This is a genomic window from Geobacillus sp. DSP4a, from assembly GCF_013096875.1.
GTDB lineage: Bacteria > Bacillota > Bacilli > Bacillales > Anoxybacillaceae > Geobacillus > Geobacillus thermophilus.
Genome location: NZ_SDLD01000004.1, coordinates 16,740 through 34,054, shown reverse-complemented (window position 1 = coordinate 34,054; position 17,315 = coordinate 16,740). Strand labels below are relative to the sequence as shown.

Annotated in this window: 20 protein-coding genes and 2 pseudogenes; 8 read left to right on the top strand and 14 right to left on the bottom strand. The window is 56.2% G+C overall.

The window, feature by feature from the left end; all coding sequences use genetic code 11:
* Positions 1–82: 82 nt before the first annotated feature.
* The 4 genes from ytkD to ETC02_RS02605 form a co-directional block, all read right to left on the bottom strand.
* The gene (gene ytkD, locus ETC02_RS02620; RefSeq protein ID WP_047818907.1) at positions 83–550 is read right to left on the bottom strand and encodes an RNA deprotection pyrophosphohydrolase; all 468 of its coding nucleotides are present in this window, start codon (positions 548–550) and stop codon (positions 83–85) included.
* A gap of 60 nt (positions 551–610) precedes the next feature.
* Entirely contained in the window at positions 611–943 is a 333-nt protein-coding gene (locus ETC02_RS02615) for a hypothetical protein (protein WP_050367719.1), read from the bottom strand.
* A gap of 61 nt (positions 944–1,004) precedes the next feature.
* Positions 1,005–1,400 (bottom strand): phage holin family protein, encoded by a 396-nt coding sequence (locus ETC02_RS02610; RefSeq protein ID WP_013524459.1) that lies wholly within the window; start codon positions 1,398–1,400, stop codon positions 1,005–1,007.
* A gap of 153 nt (positions 1,401–1,553) precedes the next feature.
* Positions 1,554–1,994: a Dps family protein gene (locus ETC02_RS02605; protein WP_011232333.1), complete on the bottom strand. Its 441-nt coding sequence runs from the start codon at positions 1,992–1,994 to the stop codon at positions 1,554–1,556.
* A gap of 150 nt (positions 1,995–2,144) precedes the next feature.
* On the opposite strand from ETC02_RS02605, the gene ytzI reads away from it, so the two are divergent.
* Complete coding sequence (ytzI, locus tag ETC02_RS02600; RefSeq protein WP_080729585.1) at positions 2,145–2,306, top strand: YtzI protein; 162 nt, start codon at positions 2,145–2,147, stop codon at positions 2,304–2,306.
* A 22-nt stretch (positions 2,307–2,328) separates the two neighbouring features.
* Here ytzI and ETC02_RS02595 read toward each other — a convergent pair whose 3' ends face one another.
* Entirely contained in the window at positions 2,329–2,805 is a 477-nt protein-coding gene (locus ETC02_RS02595; RefSeq protein ID WP_033009842.1) for an S-ribosylhomocysteine lyase, read from the bottom strand.
* Between the two features lie 448 nt (positions 2,806–3,253).
* Here ETC02_RS02595 and yidD point away from each other — a divergent pair, with 448 nt between their 5' ends.
* Positions 3,254–3,475, top strand: coding sequence for a membrane protein insertion efficiency factor YidD (gene yidD / locus ETC02_RS02590; RefSeq protein WP_050368713.1), 222 nt, complete (start codon positions 3,254–3,256; stop codon positions 3,473–3,475).
* Positions 3,476–3,683: 208 nt separating this feature from the next.
* A complete protein-coding gene (locus ETC02_RS02585) occupies positions 3,684–4,649 on the top strand; it encodes a metal ABC transporter substrate-binding protein (protein ID WP_050367720.1) in 966 nt (321 codons plus the stop codon).
* 120 nt (positions 4,650–4,769) lie between these two features.
* Here the strand turns inward: ETC02_RS02585 and ETC02_RS02580 are convergent.
* The 4 genes and pseudogenes from ETC02_RS02580 to ETC02_RS02565 all read right to left on the bottom strand — a co-directional run.
* A pseudogene (locus tag ETC02_RS02580) lies at positions 4,770–5,168 on the bottom strand (c-type cytochrome); the annotation flags it as partial.
* Positions 5,169–5,331: 163 nt separating this feature from the next.
* A pseudogene (locus ETC02_RS02575) lies at positions 5,332–5,634 on the bottom strand (zinc ribbon domain-containing protein); the annotation flags it as partial.
* Between the two features lie 467 nt (positions 5,635–6,101).
* A complete protein-coding gene (locus ETC02_RS02570) occupies positions 6,102–6,380 on the bottom strand; it encodes a hypothetical protein (protein ID WP_050367721.1) in 279 nt (92 codons plus the stop codon).
* A 585-nt stretch (positions 6,381–6,965) separates the two neighbouring features.
* Complete coding sequence (locus ETC02_RS02565) at positions 6,966–7,256, bottom strand: DUF2325 domain-containing protein (protein ID WP_033009850.1); 291 nt, start codon at positions 7,254–7,256, stop codon at positions 6,966–6,968.
* Between the two features lie 179 nt (positions 7,257–7,435).
* Here ETC02_RS02565 and ETC02_RS02560 point away from each other — a divergent pair, with 179 nt between their 5' ends.
* Complete coding sequence (locus ETC02_RS02560; protein ID WP_080729586.1) at positions 7,436–7,597, top strand: DUF1540 domain-containing protein; 162 nt, start codon at positions 7,436–7,438, stop codon at positions 7,595–7,597.
* A 66-nt stretch (positions 7,598–7,663) separates the two neighbouring features.
* Complete coding sequence (locus tag ETC02_RS02555) at positions 7,664–7,864, top strand: hypothetical protein (RefSeq protein WP_033014606.1); 201 nt, start codon at positions 7,664–7,666, stop codon at positions 7,862–7,864.
* Positions 7,865–7,895: 31 nt separating this feature from the next.
* On the opposite strand, the gene ETC02_RS02550 is transcribed toward ETC02_RS02555, so the two are convergent.
* The 5 genes from ETC02_RS02550 to ETC02_RS02530 all read right to left on the bottom strand — a co-directional run bounded on the left by ETC02_RS02550 (position 7,896) and on the right by ETC02_RS02530 (position 14,308).
* Entirely contained in the window at positions 7,896–9,377 is a 1,482-nt protein-coding gene (locus ETC02_RS02550) for an o-succinylbenzoate--CoA ligase (RefSeq protein ID WP_033009852.1), read from the bottom strand.
* Between the two features lie 189 nt (positions 9,378–9,566).
* On the bottom strand, positions 9,567–10,385 hold the full coding sequence (menB, locus tag ETC02_RS02545; RefSeq protein WP_033009854.1) for a 1,4-dihydroxy-2-naphthoyl-CoA synthase: 819 nt from the start codon (positions 10,383–10,385) through the stop codon (positions 9,567–9,569).
* On the bottom strand, positions 10,386–11,192 hold the full coding sequence (gene menH, locus ETC02_RS02540) for a 2-succinyl-6-hydroxy-2,4-cyclohexadiene-1-carboxylate synthase (protein ID WP_044742321.1): 807 nt from the start codon (positions 11,190–11,192) through the stop codon (positions 10,386–10,388). It lies immediately after the preceding gene.
* A gap of 1 nt (position 11,193) precedes the next feature.
* On the bottom strand, positions 11,194–12,942 hold the full coding sequence (gene menD, locus ETC02_RS02535; RefSeq protein ID WP_063210922.1) for a 2-succinyl-5-enolpyruvyl-6-hydroxy-3-cyclohexene-1-carboxylic-acid synthase: 1,749 nt from the start codon (positions 12,940–12,942) through the stop codon (positions 11,194–11,196).
* A complete protein-coding gene (locus ETC02_RS02530; protein ID WP_063210920.1) occupies positions 12,935–14,308 on the bottom strand; it encodes an isochorismate synthase in 1,374 nt (457 codons plus the stop codon). The genes menD and ETC02_RS02530 overlap by 8 nt, the downstream gene beginning before the upstream one ends.
* A gap of 175 nt (positions 14,309–14,483) precedes the next feature.
* Here ETC02_RS02530 and ETC02_RS02525 point away from each other — a divergent pair, with 175 nt between their 5' ends.
* The 3 genes from ETC02_RS02525 to ETC02_RS02515 all read left to right on the top strand — a co-directional run bounded on the left by ETC02_RS02525 (position 14,484) and on the right by ETC02_RS02515 (position 17,302).
* Positions 14,484–15,413 (top strand): 1,4-dihydroxy-2-naphthoate polyprenyltransferase, encoded by a 930-nt coding sequence (locus tag ETC02_RS02525; protein WP_033011753.1) that lies wholly within the window; start codon positions 14,484–14,486, stop codon positions 15,411–15,413.
* A gap of 185 nt (positions 15,414–15,598) precedes the next feature.
* Positions 15,599–16,408 carry a yteA family sporulation protein gene (locus ETC02_RS02520; protein ID WP_050367722.1) on the top strand — a complete coding sequence of 270 codons (810 nt, stop codon included), beginning with the start codon at positions 15,599–15,601 and terminating at the stop codon, positions 16,406–16,408.
* Positions 16,409–16,507: 99 nt separating this feature from the next.
* Positions 16,508–17,302: a TIGR00266 family protein gene (locus ETC02_RS02515; RefSeq protein ID WP_033011754.1), complete on the top strand. Its 795-nt coding sequence runs from the start codon at positions 16,508–16,510 to the stop codon at positions 17,300–17,302.
* Positions 17,303–17,315: the final 13 nt, after the last annotated feature.

The window sequence follows — 17,315 nt, the reverse complement described above, 5'->3', positions numbered from 1 at the left end:
TTTCATTCCTGTCGTCCCAATGAGCCGGCATCCGCCGCTTTTGGGAAGCCCATCTTCGGGAGCCGCCGATCGGCGCCCCTTTTCAATCGATCAGCCCGCGCTGTTTCAACTTGGCAAGCGCCAGTGAAAGCACGTCATCTTTCATGAAATAGCTGAAACGCTGATCGGCGCGGATGTCATCCGGCAGCGCCTCAAGCAGCACCGGGCCGTTCGTTTCCAAATACGACCCCCGCTCGACGAGCGCAGCGATGTCGGCAAAATAAATGTTTTTCACGATATCCGGCTCCACTTTATATTGGCCGATGTATTCGAGCCGGCCGACAATTCCCCCCGTTTCTTCCATCACTTCGCGGGCCGCGGCTTCCGCCGCTGTTTCCCCTTCTTCCACCTTGCCGCCGGGAAACTCAAGGCCGCGGCGCGGATGATCCGTCAACAGCCATCGCCCGCCATAGCGGCAAATGACCCATACATGCCCGGGGGAGGGGGAAAACGGATGATCCGCAAAGGCCAGCCGAACGCGATGTCCGTAATAATCGCGAAATTCATGCATCGGACTCGCTCCTTTCCTCTCCCCATTATACCGAAAAAAGCCGCTTCCTTCGCGGCTTTTTTATGCGTCGCGTTCGTCCGGAAGAATGCCCATCGAGCGGATGTGTGCTTTCGCTTCGTCGTTGCCGAGCTCATAAATCATTTTGTAAATGTCGACCATCGTCCGGTCGTACGCATCGTTTTCCCGATCATAGTGGTATTGGATGTACGGCACATGGGTGCGCCAAAACGCCTGCCAGTCGGTGGAGTAGTTTTGGTCAAAATACTCGCGCAGGCGTGCGATTTCCTCGTCGGTCGCCTCAATTTGAAAGTCCCACGGCGATGCCGTTTTCAACTGGGAAATTTCCCCGTGCGCCATTGAGACGTAATACGTCTTTTTTTGTTCATCTGCCACCTTCATCCACTCCTTCTTTTGCTCTTTTTGCTTAGTGTGGGGCAATCGGGGAAAAATATGCTTATTTTATTTCATCTTTCAACAGCTCGATCGCCTTGCGCAGCACGGACGGGATCGGAACGCCGGCCCGGCCGGCGTTTTCCACAATCGAGATAAACTCATTGGCGATATAGAAAAAAATGATCGCATCGCGGATTACATGCATGTTCCATCCAATGGCCAAATCGACGAGATGCGATGCTGCCACCAGAACGAAAATCAACAGTTTGCGGATGATGCCGCGAAAGCCGACTTGACTTGACAGCTTGCCTTCGACCGCGCTGGCGGCAATGCCGGTAAGGTAGTCGACAATGACCAAAGCAAGCAAAATCACGACAAATGAGTCCACGCTGCCGACAAACAGCGACAGAAACGAACCGAACAGCGACACGGCAACCATCGGGATCGGCTTGTTCACGCTCCCCCCTCCTTGAACATAGGATACGCGTAACTATCGTATGCCCGGAGGGGAGAACGCGGCGCGGCGCATTCCCTAAAAAATCGCCCTTTTTCGACAAAGAAAGGACAAAGCAAAAGGCCGTCCCCCGGCCTGAGGACAGCCTCCTCATTCTTATCGTCCTAAGAACGATTTCAACATCCAGACGTGTTTTTCCAAGCTGCGATGAATGCCAAGCAGCATATCCCCCGTCGTTTCATCGTTCACTTCATCCGCCAGCTGCATGCCTTCTTTCAATTCGCCGATCATCGTTTCAAAGTCGCCGACAATCGAAGCGACCATTTGCTCCGCCGTTTCCGTCCCGGCTGCTTCTTTGACGGACGCCTGCTTGAGGCAGTCTTTCATCGTCGCCACAGGCTTGCCACCCAAGGCCAACAGCCGCTCGGCCAGTGCGTCAATGTGGGTCGCGGCTTCGTTGTACAGCTCTTCGAATTTTTCATGCAGCGTGAAAAACTGCGGCCCGGTGACATACCAATGATAGTTGTGCAATTTCACGTACAACACAGTCCAGTTGGCGATTTGCTTGTTGACAAGATCGATCAGTCGAGTTGTCATCCTCTCACTCCTCCTCATGGTTCTTGTACCCAGCTGGCTTGTTGATGAAACATGGAAAACGTGTCGATGGATAGCTTGCCCGATTTCACCGGAAATATGAACGCCAGCTCTGCCAGATATGGTATAATAAAAAGAAAAAAGGCGGGCGTCATGATGTACTGGACCTTGATCGTTTGCCTCATCATCGCCGCTGTCGTTCTTGCGCTGGCGGTCGTCACGACTTCCAAAGCGTATGCCTACAAGCATACGGTCGATCCGCTCCCGAATGAACGCGGCGGCGAACAACAAGCCGGCCCGAAACAGCTGCACTAGCGGCTTGGGGCCGGCTTGTTTGTCAGCCAAACACCTTTTTCAGCTCGTTTTTGTCTTGCGCCAGCCAAAAGCGCATCAAGTTTTTCGCCGCCTCCAAGTCATGGAGCTTCGCCTGGCCGCATTGCCGCTCCGTCGCCGCCGGCACCTCGGTCGCGTTCAAGGCGTCTTTCATCGCCTCTTCAAGCAAATCGATGATCTCTTCGACAGTCGGCGAGCCGCTCACGACAAGATAAAACCCGGTTTGGCAGCCCATCGGGGAAATGTCGATGATGTCAAAGTGATCATACTTGGCCGCATGTTTGCGCAGCGTATACGCGAGCAGATGCTCAAGCGTATGAATCGCGGCCGGATCCATCGCCTCTTTGTTCGGCTGGCAAAAGCGAATGTCAAACTTATTGACGACGCCGTCGCTGCCGACTTTATGAACGCCGCAATGCCGCACGTACGGCGCTTTGACGGCGCAATGGTCCAATTCAAAGCTTTCCACAGGGGAAGGCATGCCCATCACTCCTCGTCAGTTGTTTTCGTTTTTATCATAACCAAAACGGCGCCTGTCCCGCACCTTTTTTGCCTGCCGCCCGTCCCGTTTGCGGCGGCTGACGCAAAAAGCGGCGCCAAGCCGGCCGTTCCCAAGCCCCAAGCGGGAAACGTTTTCCGCGAAAATGCATGCGCCTTGATGAACCATTTTCATGCCTAGGTGGAGGGCAAAACGCTGCCCATGCAACGTTTCCGCGAAAACGCCCGTTTCGTGCCCGGACGGAGGAAAAACTGCTGCCCATAGGACTTTTCTGGCTAACTTGATCCAGTTGGAGGCCGAACTGTGTTTCACCTGCTTTGCTTCCGCGCGGCACGAAGCATCCCTTTTTCTTGAACGGCGGAATGATTTGTCCTATGCTAAAGATAGTCAAGCTAGAAAGGAATGGTTTCGGTTGGCCAAGCTGCTCATTATGCTCATCCGCTTTTACCAGCGATTTCTCTCTCCACTCAAGCCGCCGACATGCCGCTTTTCCCCCACCTGTTCAAGCTACGGAATCGAAGCGATTCGGCGCTTTGGCGCCTTGAAAGGCGGCTGGCTGACGGCGAAGCGCATTTTGAAATGCCACCCGTTCCATCCGGGCGGTTTCGACCCTGTTCCCGAGCCGGCCCGGCGTCCGAAACGAAAAATATAACGAAAAACTCTTGCCGCAGGCTTTCTTTTTTTGTATGATGGATCGCGTTAAATCGTAATGATTACTATTTTCATGCATAAAGGAGGCAAAACAGATGAACAAACTTTCGGTCAAGGGTCAGGGAAACCGGCCGTGCTTCATCATTTTCAAATCGTAATGATTACGATATAATAAAAACGCCTATCCCCATTCCAGAAAGGAGTCGACCATGAGAGCTGCACCCATCCTTCTATCCTTGCTTTTAACGGCAAGCGCCTTGCTATATGGTTGCCAATCGAAACCGGAGAACGAGACCGGGACGTCAAACGATCGCCTGACGATTTACACGACCGTCTATCCGTTGGAAGACTTCACGAAAAAGATCGGCGGCGATCTTGTTGAGGTGAAAAGCATTTATCCGCCGGGCGCGGAAGCCCATACGTTTGAACCGACGACGAAAACGATCGAGCAAATCGCCGGGGCGGACGCGTTCATTTACATCGGTCACGGGATGGAGCCGTTCGCTGAAAAGCTGAAGGAAACATTACAAAATGAGCATGTCCAATTTCTTGCGGCCACAAACGGCATCGAATTGCTTGAATCAAACCACGAAGAGGGGCATGAGGAAGAGCACCAAGACGAACACGGGGAAGAACATGAGCATGACCATGGAGACAAAGACCCGCACGTCTGGCTCGACCCGATCCGCTCGATTGCGGTCGCCGAGAACATCCGCGATTTGCTCGTTGAACTGAACCCTGAAAAAAAGGAACAGTTCAACCAAAACTTTGCAGCGTTAAAAGCCAAACTCGAGCGCCTTGACGGGCAGTTCCGCTCCGTCATCGAAAAAGCGCCCAAAAAAGAGATGCTCGTCGCCCACGCCGCCTACGGCTATTGGGAAGACCGCTACGGCCTCCGCCAGCTGAGCGTCTCCGGGCTGTCGCCGACGAACGAGCCGTCGCAAAAAGAGCTGGCCGCGCTCATCGATTTGGCGAAACGCCATGACATCCGCTACGTCCTCTTTGAGCGCAACACGCCGGCGAAAATCGCCGAAACGGTCCAGCGCGAAATCGGCGCCAAAGCGCTGTATTTGCACAACCTCGAATCGGTGACCGATGAGGATCGAAAACAAGGCCGCGACTACTTCGACTTGATGGAAGAAAACATCAAAACAATTGAACAGGCGCTTCGTTAATCCTCCGCCCCCGCTCCGGCCATTGAGCGGGGCTTTTTTTCAAAAATAGGACATTTATGATGATAAAAAGATGTCCGCCCGGCATCAGGCGGACATCTTTTTTCTTTCCCCCGGCCGCTGCTACTCGAGAGAGCGCACGTAGGCCGCAATGGCGGCAATTTCCTCCGGCATCAACGTTTGCACTTCCTTCGTCTCGTGCCGCCGAATCGCCTCTTCGATCATGTTCGCGCTGCCGTCGTGCAAATACGGAGCCGTCGCCCACACGCCGCGCAAGGTGGGCGTATCCCATTGCTTCGGCGTCCGCGGGTTCGTGAACCGGACGCGGGCGTCGCCTTTGGAAGCGCGGTCTTTCGGGTTGGCCGTGCCGATATCGTGCAAGTAGGCGGTATTGGCAGTCGTCAATTTCCCGTCCGGCCCGACCGCCTTGACGCTGTCGGTGAAATACTCGCCCCCATGGCAGCTTAAGCAATTCCCTTTCCCGTTAAACAGGCGCTCCCCTTCCTTCGCTTCCGCCGTCAATCAAAATAACGATTTTCATTCTCAATTTATGATTATACATTGTCCCTCCGCATCCGTTCAAGCAGAAATCCATTCGATGCGGCGGCCGCCCGTCCGTGAACTACCCCCACTTAATTTTCTAGAGAAAATTTGAAGTGGGGGCTTCCAAAGAAGTTTGACTGCTTCAAGCAATCCTTATTCTTTGAGGCGTGTCCACTTCGCCGCTAGAGCATAAGACACTCAGGTCTACAGCTTTACTTTTCTTTAAGATGTTTAATGCGCCATTGACATCAGCATTAATTAGTTTGCCAGACTTTGTTCGATACAAGCCGCGCTTAATACGTTTGCCGCTGAACTTATATTCTTTTGGATTGTCGGCATTATATTCAGGAATCTCATCGCCGTCAAAAAAGCTGGCTTGAGACGTATAGGATTCTTCCTGTTTCAAGAATTCAATGCCGTAAAATTTACAAAGATATTCTACATAAGTTGAAACTTTGTTTTACATCCAGTAGAACGCCCGCTGCATTCTATCAAAATGACTTGTTATGAAGGAAAACAGAATCGAACAATCGGAAAATCTTTATTGCAACTTATATAGTTTTTCTTTTATGTTACCGAGAGGAATATTGACAAAGTTTTGATTTGTCTTTTTTCCTAGATTAATATTGCGTTGCCATGTTTCCGCATAGCCAATGACAAGTTTGCCAATTTACAATCCGACGTTGTACATGTTCTTGGCAATATGGCACAGTTCTCGAAGAGTCAAGTATTCTTCTTTGGTCAAACCATTTAGCTGTTGTTTGATACAAAAATACATTTTTTCACCTCCCATCTAACTATATTATACTATATTTTACTGAATCTATCCTATTTTCAGCAAAATATAGTTAAGGCGATTCATCTCCCACTTACTCCGCTTCGCTTCGTTGAAGTGGGAGTCTTCTCGCCTAATTAAGATAAAAAGCAGCATTCCAATTCGCACGGGCAAAATCCGACCGCCTCCCGGCATAAAAGCGGCACTTGTTCCTTGCAGTGCCGGATTTCGTCCTCTTCGTCCCGCCAGAGCAGCACGCGGACCCGGTCGCAGTAGACGATATACAGCCGCGCCGCTTCCCGTTCTTCCCCGCCAGCCAACAACAGCGGGGTCTCCTCCCGTTCCTCCGGCCCAAAAAACTCGAGCAAATGGTCCGTCACTTTCGCCAGCACAAGGCCGTAGTCAACTACCCCCACTTAGCTAACGCTTGAAGTGGGGGCTTGCAACTCCCCAGAAGTACAAGCGGACTTCGTCCTCCTTCCTTGACTTGGGGTTGCATCTGGGCAGGTTGACAACTACCCAACGACGCAGGTCATGCCTGCATCGTTACCGATTCTCTCGGTGTGTCTGTTGGCAGTACTTGGCTTCCACACACAACAGACGGATCTACGCTCGATGTTTTACGGTTACAACGTTTCCTGTAACCAACCCCATACATCGAGTAGCAGTTATTGGAGTGCCTTTATTGAACGGTTTTCTCCACGCCTTTATTATATCATACACAAAAGAAAAGGGGAACGCGCATTCCTCTCCCACTTACTCCCTTTGGTCGTTGAAGTGGGAGTCTCCTGCACGAAATAGGATGAAGCGGCGATGGGAACGCGGCCCGAAGCAGAAGCGGACGATGCCGCTCAATGGCGTGCAGCAGCGAAAACGGCGAGCGGAGTGAAGGGGCGGTTTGGCAATACGCTTCGACCACGCGTCGAAGAAAGGCGCCGACCGCACAAGGACGCTCAGGCAAAGCGTGGTGACATGCGGCGCTCACATGGCCTCCCCCCGTTTTACGCATGTTTTTCAAGCTGCTCGAGCACAGCGTGAATCGAGCTCCACGACCGCTTGACAAAATAAATGGGCTTGTCTTTGCTTTTCGCCTTCTCTTTTACTTTTTTTGACAAGTTGTGGTTGATGTAATCGGTCATCACCAAGACAGCGTCCACATGTTCCGGAATGCCGCGCTTCACCATGTTCACTTTCCGGCCGCTCACATGAATGATTTCGCGGAACCCGGAATCCGCTAGTTTATCCGTAATATGACCTAAATGGTCAGCTCCAACGACAAGCAGTGATGCCATAGCGCCATCCTCCTCTTTCGGTTCTTCTTGCTTTTATTTTAATTGATAATGATTTTCTATGTCAATGAAAATGATAAATATTTTCACTGAAAAAATGCCGGCAGCTTCGCTCATAAATTTCGCCGCAACCGCCAAACTAGTAGTGCCGGCGATTTCATCACGACAAGGGGGATCCATCCATGGCCAAAGACGTTTTGTGCGAAGTGCGCAACTGCCATTATTGGGCGGAAGGAAACCGCTGCAGCGCTGATGCGATTTACGTCGTCAGCCATGCCGGAAACATGGCGTCTGATTCGTCGGAAACGGACTGCAAAACGTTTACTCCTTCCAATGAAGCGTAACGATTCAGCAAATAAAGCGCTGCCCGGTGTTGCGGGCGGCGCTTGCATCGTTCGAGGGGGATGACGATGGACAAACGCGCGAGCCTCATTCAAGCGTTCCAAAAGGAAATGAAGCGGACTCGCCCGATGGCGTCCCCACGTTGCATCGACTCGTTCGCCAATTTGTGGGAGTACGAATTCGGTTCGTTCGAGACGCTGCCGCCGGATTTGAAACGGCTTGTCGCTTATCGAGCGGCTGAGATCGGATGGACGGATGATGACGTGTAAGGCGGGCAAACAGACGAAGCGAGCGCCCTGCTTAAAGACGGGACGCTCGCTTTTCTGCTTCCGGAATCAACGTTTTCAATTCGCGGCGCAATAGTTTTTGCGCCGCATTGCGCGGCAGCGCGTCGACGAAATAAATGCGCGCTGGCACTTTGTATTTGGCAAGCCGCTCGCGGCAAAACTGCTTCAGCCCATGCTCATCAGCCGCAGCGCCTTTTTTCAGCACTACAAAGGCACACGGCACTTGCCCCCATGTGTCATCGTCGATGCCGGTCACGCCGGCTTCTTCGACATCGGGGTGCGACAGCAGCACCGCTTCGATTTCGGCCGGATAGACGTTTTCCCCGCCGGAAATAATGAGATCGGAGCGGCGGTCGAGCACGTACAAAAATCCGTCTTCGTCGACATAGCCGATATCCCCGGTGTAAAACCAGCCGCCGCGGATCGCCCGTTCCGTCGCCTCGGGGCGGTGCAAGTATCCTTTCGTCACGTTCGGTCCTTTGACGACAATTTCCCCAGCTTCATACGGCGCAGCTTGTTTTCCGTCTTGCATAATGCATAGCTCGGCCGGAAAGAGCGGCTTGCCGGCGGAGCCGAGTTTCGTCAGGCTGTATTCGGGCGCCAGCGTCACAATTTGCGATGACGTCTCCGTCATCCCGTACGTCTGGTACACCGGAATGCCTTTTTCCTTGCACGTCTCAAGCAGTGGGCGCGGCGCCGGCCCGCCGCCAAGCAGCATGCAGCGAAACGTATCAGGATAGCGCGCTTCCCCAAGCTCCGCCACCATCCGTTGCAGCATGGCGGCTACCACCGACATGATCGTCACCGTTCCGTTCATAATCAAGGCGTTCGCTTCCTTTGGGTCAAATGACGGCTGAATGTACATCGGCATACCGTAAATGACACTGCGCATGGCGATCGACAGGCCGCTGATGTGAAACAGCGGCACGGCCGCAAGCCAGCAGTCGCCTTCGTGCAACCCGAGATTGAGCGCCGAGCCGACCGCGCTCCACCAGTGGTTGCCGTACGTTTGCAGCACGCCTTTCGGGGTGCCGGTCGTTCCGGATGTGTACATAATCGTCGCCGTCTCGTCCAACTCGAGCGTTTCCTTGAGCAGAACGTCCACTTCCGAAAGCGCGGCGAGCGCGCTCGTCGTCATCACCCGCCCGTCGCCGCCAAGGCGCCCGGCCAGTTCCTCATCGGCAATGACAAGGCGCGCGCCGCTGTCATCGAGCTGCCAGCCGAGCTCATAAGACGTGAGACGCACGTTTTGCAGCAAGGCGCGCGCGCCGAGCAAAAACAAGGCGTGGACGATCTCGATCATTTCAATGCGGTTTTTCATCAAAATGGCGACGATGTCGCCTTCCCGAACGCCCGCTGCAGCGAGGCGGCGCGCCCATGACGCCGACGCTTCGTACAGTTCAGCAAACGTTTTCGCCCGCTCTCGATCACGAACAGCCGTCCGCTCCGGGGTTAAAAACGCCCGCTGCTTCAGCCAGTTTGGCATTGTGGTCATGCGTTCTCCTCCTTTCGGCCGTTTGGCGTGCCGGCCCATCGCACAAGGCGCCGCCGCTCCCGCCAAAAAACATCCGCCGCTGTGGAAACGTCCTGTTCCGGGGGCGAGGTTGTTCCTTCCTTATGTGCCCCGCTGGCAGTGAGATGCGAAAAAGCAGCTTGATGCGGCATCAAGCTGCTTGGTCCGTTCTCACGGGAAACGCGGGAACTGGCCGAAGTCCGGCTTCCGTTTTTCCTTGAACGCCCGCATTCCTTCTTTCGCCTCTTCCGTCGTATAGAATAGAAGCGTCGCATCGCCCGCAAGCTGCTGAATGCCGGCCAGGCCGTCGGAATCGGCGTTGAACGCCGCTTTTAAGAAGCGAATGGCGGTCGGGCTTTTCTCCAAAATTTCTTGCGCCCATTTGACCGTTTCTTCTTCCAGCTGCTCGAGCGGCACGACTTTGTTCACAAGCCCCATCTCGAGCGCTTCTTGGGCGTTGTACTGGCGGCACAAATACCAAATTTCCCGCGCTTTTTTATGGCCGACGATGCGCGCCAAATAGCCGGCCCCATAACCGCCGTCAAAACTGCCGACCTTTGGCCCCGTTTGGCCGAAAATCGCGTTGTCGGCCGCAATCGTCAAGTCGCAGACGACGTGGAGCACATGGCCGCCGCCGATGGCATAGCCGGCGACCATCGCGATGACCGGTTTCGGAATGACGCGAATGAGCCGTTGCAAATCGAGCACATTGAGGCGCGGAATTTCGTCCTCGCCGACATATCCTCCATGGCCGCGCACTTTTTGGTCGCCGCCCGAGCAGAATGCTTTTCCGCCCGCGCCGGTCAAAATGATGACGCCGATATTCGAATCGTCGCGCGCTTTTGTGAACGCGTCGATCATCTCATTCACCGTTTTCGGCCGAAACGCGTTATGTACTTCCGGACGGTTGATCGTAATTTTGGCGATGCCGTTGTACGTTTCGTAAATAATGTCCTCATAGTCGTACTGCTTCACCCATTCAAACGGCATTTACACTTCCCCCTTTGTCATGAATTCACTTACTATTGTAGCAAAAACACCGGGCTGTTCCACGTGAATTGCATGTCCGGCTCCCGGAACGCAGACGAACCTGCTGTTGGGCAGCCGCTCATGCATGCGGGCGGCGATGCGGCAAAACTTTTCATCACGCTCCCCGCAAACAAGAAGCACGGGCATGTCAAGTTCCCTAAGCCGCTCCCACCAAGACGGCTGCACGCCGGTTCCCATCCCGCGCAAGCTGTTGGCAAGCCCTTCAGCCGTATGGCGAAGCCGCTCACGGCGGACCGCCGCCCTTACAGACGCCGGAAGCGCCTGTTGCGTAAAAAAAAGCGGAAGACGCTCCCAATGGTCGACGAACGCACGCACCCCTTCCTGCTCGATCCGCTGCGCAAGCGCCTCATCCGCCTCTCGCCGGGCGCGCCGCTCCGCATCCGTCTGCAGCCCCGGCGAACTGCTCTCCAGCACAAGGCGGCGGACGCGGTGCGGATGCAACATGGCGAAAGTCAACGCCAGCCGCCCGCCCATCGAGTAGCCGACCACGTTCGCTTTCTCGACGCCAAGCTTATCAAGCAACGCCGCCAAGTCGGCGGCGGCGCGTTCGATCCGATACCGCCGGGCGTCCTTTGGCGCTTCCGTCCGCCCGTGCCCAAGCAAGTCCGCCGCAATCAGGCGGAACCTCCGCCAAAACGGGTGGAGCGGCCGCCATGTGTCCGCGCTGCCGGTAAACCCGTGCAACAATAAAAGCGGCTCCCCTTCGCCATATTGTTCCACATGGTAACGAACCCCATTCAGCTCCACATCAAACCATTCCTTTATGTTCGAGAAATTTCGCGATTTCCTGGGAAACACGTTCCCACAAAAAACGATGCATTTGGACATTTTCCGCGCGCGACGTGCGCACTTCGACAACATGAAGCCCGCCTGCTTCAAACGATTCCGCCACTTGACGGCGAAATTCGTCCCACGTACGCGGCGTTGCGTGCCGTCCGCCGTACATCCCAACGGCATCGGAAAACGACAAACCGGTCGGCGTGCCAAACAGCGTTTCAAACGGCCCTTCATGACGCGCCTGCGGCAAAAAGGAGAAAATGCCGCCGCCGTTGTTGTTCAACAGCACAATCGTCGCCTGCAATCCGTGCATTTTCGCTGCCAGCAGCCCGTTCAAATCGTGGTAAAACGACAAATCGCCGATCACGAGCGCAAGCGGCCCCGCGGCGGCGCCGGCCCCCAAGGCGCTCGAGACGACGCCGTCAATGCCGTTGGCGCCGCGGTTGGCAAGCACGCGGAGCGGCTTGTCCGTCGACCAGAAAAACGTATCGGCGTCGCGGATTGGCATGCTGTTGCCGATATACAGCAACGCGTCCGGCGGCAACAATTCGGCAAGCTCGACGAACACCTTCCCTTCAAACCATTCGGTTTCTGGCAAGTGCTGCCGCAACACGGTGCGGGCGATGTCGTTCATTTCCCGCCATGCCGCCGACCAGGGGCTTGAGGCCGCTTTCGGTTCGGCCACACGCAACAGCTGCCGGCACAACGCTGTTTCGTCGCTTTGCACCATGTAGGCGGCCGACAGCGTCGGGTCGCGCCAGCCGCCGTCATCGACGACGATTTGGCGGATCGAGCGATGCCGCTTCAGCCATAACAACAGCGGCTTGGACACCGGCATGGCGCCGAAGCGGAGCACGACATCGGGCACAAGCTTGGACGCGATTGCCTCGTCTTTTAAAATCGCGTCATAGCTGTCAATGACATACGTTTTGTCGTGCGCGCCGGCGCGCAACTGCGACAGCGGATCGGCGAGAATCGGAACATCGAGCGCCCGCGCGAGCGCGGTGACCGCCTCGGCGAAACCGGGCCGGTCGAGCGGCCCGCAGATGATCAGCCCGCGTTGAGCCGCGGCGAGCTCTTTATACAGGCCGGCCGCGCTTTCATCAGAAACCGTCGGCTGGCCGTTCACCACACGCGGCACCCCTTTAAGCGCCTGCACGCGCTCCCAGACGCCATCGTCAATTTCCGGAACAAGCGGCTCGCGGAACGGCAAATTGACATGCACCGGACCGGCCGGCGCAGCAGCGGCCGCTCCAACAGCCCTTGCCGCCATCGCCTGCGCATAGCGAAGCATCCCTTCCGCTTCTTCCGGCAGCGCCAAATCGACAAACCATTTTGCATAGCGGCCGTATAAATGAAGCTGATCGATCGCCTGCGGCGCGCCGACATCGCGCAGTTCATGCGGCCGGTCCGCCGTCAGCACGACGAGCGGCACGCGCGAATAGTGGGCCTCGACGAGCGCCGGCAAGTAATTGGCCGCCGCCGTGCCCGAGGTGCACACCAATGCGACCGGCCGCCGCTTCGCTTTCGCCATGCCAAGGGCGAAAAAGGCGGCTGACCGCTCGTCAATGTGCATCGAAAAGCGGAGGGCGGGGTTCCCGGCGATCGCCATCGCCAGCGGCGTTGAGCGCGATCCGGGGCTGATGACCGCCTCCGCCACCCCGGCTTGCACAAGCCCATCGACGAAAGCGGCTACATACAACGACAACGCCTCAGTCATGGTGCATCACTCCTAACGCCGATAACATCGGCGCCATTTTCACGTTCGTCTCCTCGTACTCGCTTTGCGGATCGGAGTCGGCGACGATGCCGCAGCCAGCAAACAAGAACGCTTGACTGCCAGCAAGCAAAGCCGACCGAATGGCGACCGCCCATTCCCCGTCACCATAAGCGTCCACCCAGCCGATCGGAGCGGCGTACCACCCGCGCTCGAGCGGCTCGAGGGCGCGAATCGTTTCCATCGCTCGTTCGCGCGGCGTCCCGCCGAGCGCCGGCGTCGGATGCATCCGTTCCACCAGACGCAACACGGACGGCTCCCGGCAGCCGCGGCCGACAACCGGCGTGCATAAGTGCTGAATATGAGGAAGCTTGAGAAGCTGCGGCCCGTCCGGCATCTCGACCGCCTCGCACACCTCGGCGAACAAGCGGCTGATCATGCGCACCACAAATTGATGTTCTTGGCGGTTTTTCCGGTCGGAAAGCAGCCAGGCGCCGAGCCGTTCGTCTTCTTCGACCGTCGCCCCGCGGCGCGCCGATCCCGCCAGGCAAATCGAACGGCACGTCTCCCCCTCTTTTTGGACGAGCTGCTCCGGCGATGCCCCGATTAAACAGCGGCCGTCTTGTTCAAAGGCAAACAAGTAGGCAAACGGCTGCTGCTCGCGAAGCCGGGCCAATACGGAGCCAGCATCGATCGTTCCGGCAAATGTCAACTGCCGGGCGCGGGCGAGCACGACTTTGTCAAGCGCCCCGGCGCGAATCGAAGCGATCGCCTGTCGGACCGCCTCCATCCACCGTCCGCTGTCTGCTTCCCGAGCCGCGACGAGCGCGGGAAGGGGGGGCGGAAGCGGCGGTGCAGCGATTCGCCCAAGCAGCCGGCCGACCTGCTCGATTTCCCGCCCCCCACCGCCGGCAGGCAGCGTGACGGTCAGCTTCGCCTGCCCGTTCCGCATCGAAAGAAGCACAGCCGGCGCGATCAGTTTTCCGGTTGAAAACCCGCGCCATACGTCCGTCGGCGTCCGGTGCGGATCAAAGGAAAACCCGCCGAACAGCAGCGGCGGCGCATCCGTGTCGCCATGCCGCTCGATTTGGCTGGCCCACTGCCGGCGGCGCGCATCGACCTCGCGAAACCGCCCGTCCTTTTCCCCCGTCTCAATTGTATGCACCGAGCCGAGGCCGACCAAGATGGTGCCGCCGCTTCGGTCCGACCAAAAAAACCGTTCGCGGAATCCGCAAGACGGCCCTTGCATAAAAAAAGAAACCGGATCGACGCCTTCCAACGATTCCGTCCAGCTGACAAACGGCCGCGCCGCCCGCACCACCAATTCGTGCAGTTGTTGTTGGAGTGTATGTTGAAATCCAATCGCCACGATCCTCACGCTTTCTTTCGTAAAATTCCCTCTCCATCCCCTGCTTCCCATTATCCATTATATATAATAGGAAATCATTTATCTATCAGAAAGGGTTGACACGCCTAAAACGTTTTCCTACACTTATTTTGAGCGGAAACCGATCATATTTTCAAGGAATATAAGGGGAATGGATATGCAACCAGTCACACATATCGGCCACCGACCGCCGGCTCGCCGCGACTGGCGCGTCTTTTGGCGGCTGACGCGTCCGCATACGCTGACAGCGGCGTTTGTGCCAGTCTGCGTCGGAACGGTGCTGGCGATGGGCGAAACGTCTGTCAATTGGCTGTTGTTTGTCGCCATGATGGCCGCCTCGTTGTTGATTCAGGCGGCGACGAATATGTTTAACGAATATTACGATTACAAGCGCGGCCTTGACTCGCCGGAATCGGTCGGCATCGGCGGCGCCATCGTCCGTGACGGCCTGAAGCCGAAAACGGTGCTGGCGTTGGCGTTTGCCTGCTTTGGGGCAGCGATGCTCATCGGCGTCTACATTTGCGCGCAAAGCAGTTGGTGGCTCGCGCTTGTCGGAACGGTCTGCATGGCGGCCGGCTACTTTTACACTGGCGGTCCTGTTCCGATCGCCTATACACCGTTTGGCGAACTCGCCGCCGGATTTTTCATGGGCTTTATGATCATTTTAATTTCCTTTTTCATCCAAACAGGCGGCGTGAGCAAAGAAGCGGTACTCGTGGCGGTCCCGGTCGCCATTTTCATCGGCGCCATTTTGCTGGCCAACAACATTCGCGACTTGGACGGCGACCGCGAAAAAGGACGAAAAACGCTCGCCATTTTAGTCGGCCGCGACTGGGCGATCCGCGTGCTTGCCATGATGTTTGCCGCCGCGTTTCTTTGGACGGTGGCGCTTGTGCTGTTTGGCATCGTGCCGTTTTGGGCGATGCTCGCCTTGCTGAGCGCGCCAAAAGCAGCGGCCGCGGCGCGCGGATTCATCGGTAAAACGAAACCGGCGGAGATGATGCCGGCGATGAAGGCCACAGCGCAAACGAATACACAATTTGGCTTTTTGCTCGCCATCGGCTTGCTTGTCGGCCAATGGCTGTAAACACGGTCGAAACGGCCGTGTTTTTTTTTGATTTTCGCCCATACTACACCATATAGATAGGCTCCCGCGGCGAAACCATTCGCCGCCAACGGAAGGATGAAACGCTCCCTGTGTTTGAAAGGCTCCAGACATTTTCAAGTTTGAATCCATGCAAGACAGACGCTGCAAGGAAGGGGTTGCAACCGATGTTGACGAACGAACAACTCGCCGCCTTCCGCTCCACATTGCTTGAGATGAAGCGGGACATTGAAGACCGGCTGAATCAAAACGACCATTTCGGCATGACGCGCAGCCACGCCCACGATGCGGTCGGCGAGCTGGCAAGCTACGACAACCATCCCGCCGATGAGGCGACCGAACTGTATGAGCGGGAAAAAGATTTGGCGTTGGACGACCATACAGAGCGCGAATTCCGCGAGATCGAGCGGGCGCTGAAAGCCATCGATGACGGCACGTACGGGATTTGCCGCACATGCGGCCAGCCGATTCCGTACGAGCGGCTTGAGGCGTTGCCGACAACGCTTTATTGCCGGGAGCACAGCCCGGACCAAATCGTCTCGCAAAAGCGGCCACTCGAAGAAGGGGTACTCATGCCGCCGTTTGGCAAATTCGATTTTGACGACCGCGACGAATCGGTCGCCTATGACGCCGAAGACGCTTGGCAGGAAGTCGCCCGCTACGGTTCATCGGACACGCCGTCCGACCTTGGCAAAAATGTTGATTATTACGGAGAAGTATACGCCGAATCGGAGGAGCACGTCGGCTATGTCGAGGATTTGGAAAATTTCGCGGCCGTCGATTTGCATGGCAGACACGTACGTGTGTACCCGACGCGGGAGCATGAGCTGCTGGAAAACATATTGGATGACGAAGGCATCATGTCGAACATCGGCGATTTGCCGGCGTATGAAAAAGACCCGTATACATCGAAAGACAGCTACCGCCGGTACGATGAAAGACCGTCCCAGCAGCATTTTGGGGAAACGACTCCATGAAAAAGGCCATCGGCAAGATGGTCTTTTTTGTGAAACGGGCCAATGCCGTTTTCCGTAGTACAGAGCAGAACGTTATATGATCCGAATGGAGGCGAAATGATGAACGCACATGAGATCGATTACCGGCTGTACGGCGATGACATGCAGTTTGTCGAGATCGAACTCGATCCACGCGAAAGCGTCATTGCGGAAGCGGGCGCCATGATGATGATGGAAGACGACATCGCGATGGAAACGGTCTTTGGCGACGGCTCCTCAGCCGGAAAAGGACTGCTCGGCCGCCTCGTCGGCGCCGGGAAACGGCTGCTCACCGGGGAAAGTCTGTTCATGACCGTGTTTACAAATCAAGGCAGCGGCAAGCGCCGCGTCGCCTTTGCCGCTCCGTATCCGGGAAAAATCATTCCGGTCGACTTGAGCGAACTGGGCGAGAAACTCATCTGCCAAAAAGACTCGTTTTTATGCGCCGCCAAAGGGGTTTCCGTCGGCATTGAGTTTCAACGCAAGCTCGGGGCCGGCTTTTTCGGCGGGGAAGGGTTTATTATGCAAAAGCTGGAAGGCGACGGCCTCGCCTTTTTGCACGCGGGCGGGACGATCCAACGCCGCGAACTGCAACCGGGGGAAAAGCTGCGCATTGACACCGGTTGCCTTGTCGCCATGACGAAGGACGTCGACTACGATATTGAATACGTCGGCAACATCAAAACCGCCTTTTTCGGCGGGGAAGGGTTGTTTTTGGCAACCGTCACCGGCCCCGGGGCGGTGTGGGTGCAGTCGCTCCCGTTCAGCCGGCTCGCTGACCGCGTGCTTGCCGCCGCTCCGAGCGCCGGCGGACGGTCGGTCGGCGAAGGCAGCATCCTTGGCGGCATCGGCGATTGGCTAGACGGCGACGATTGAAACAAAATCAGGC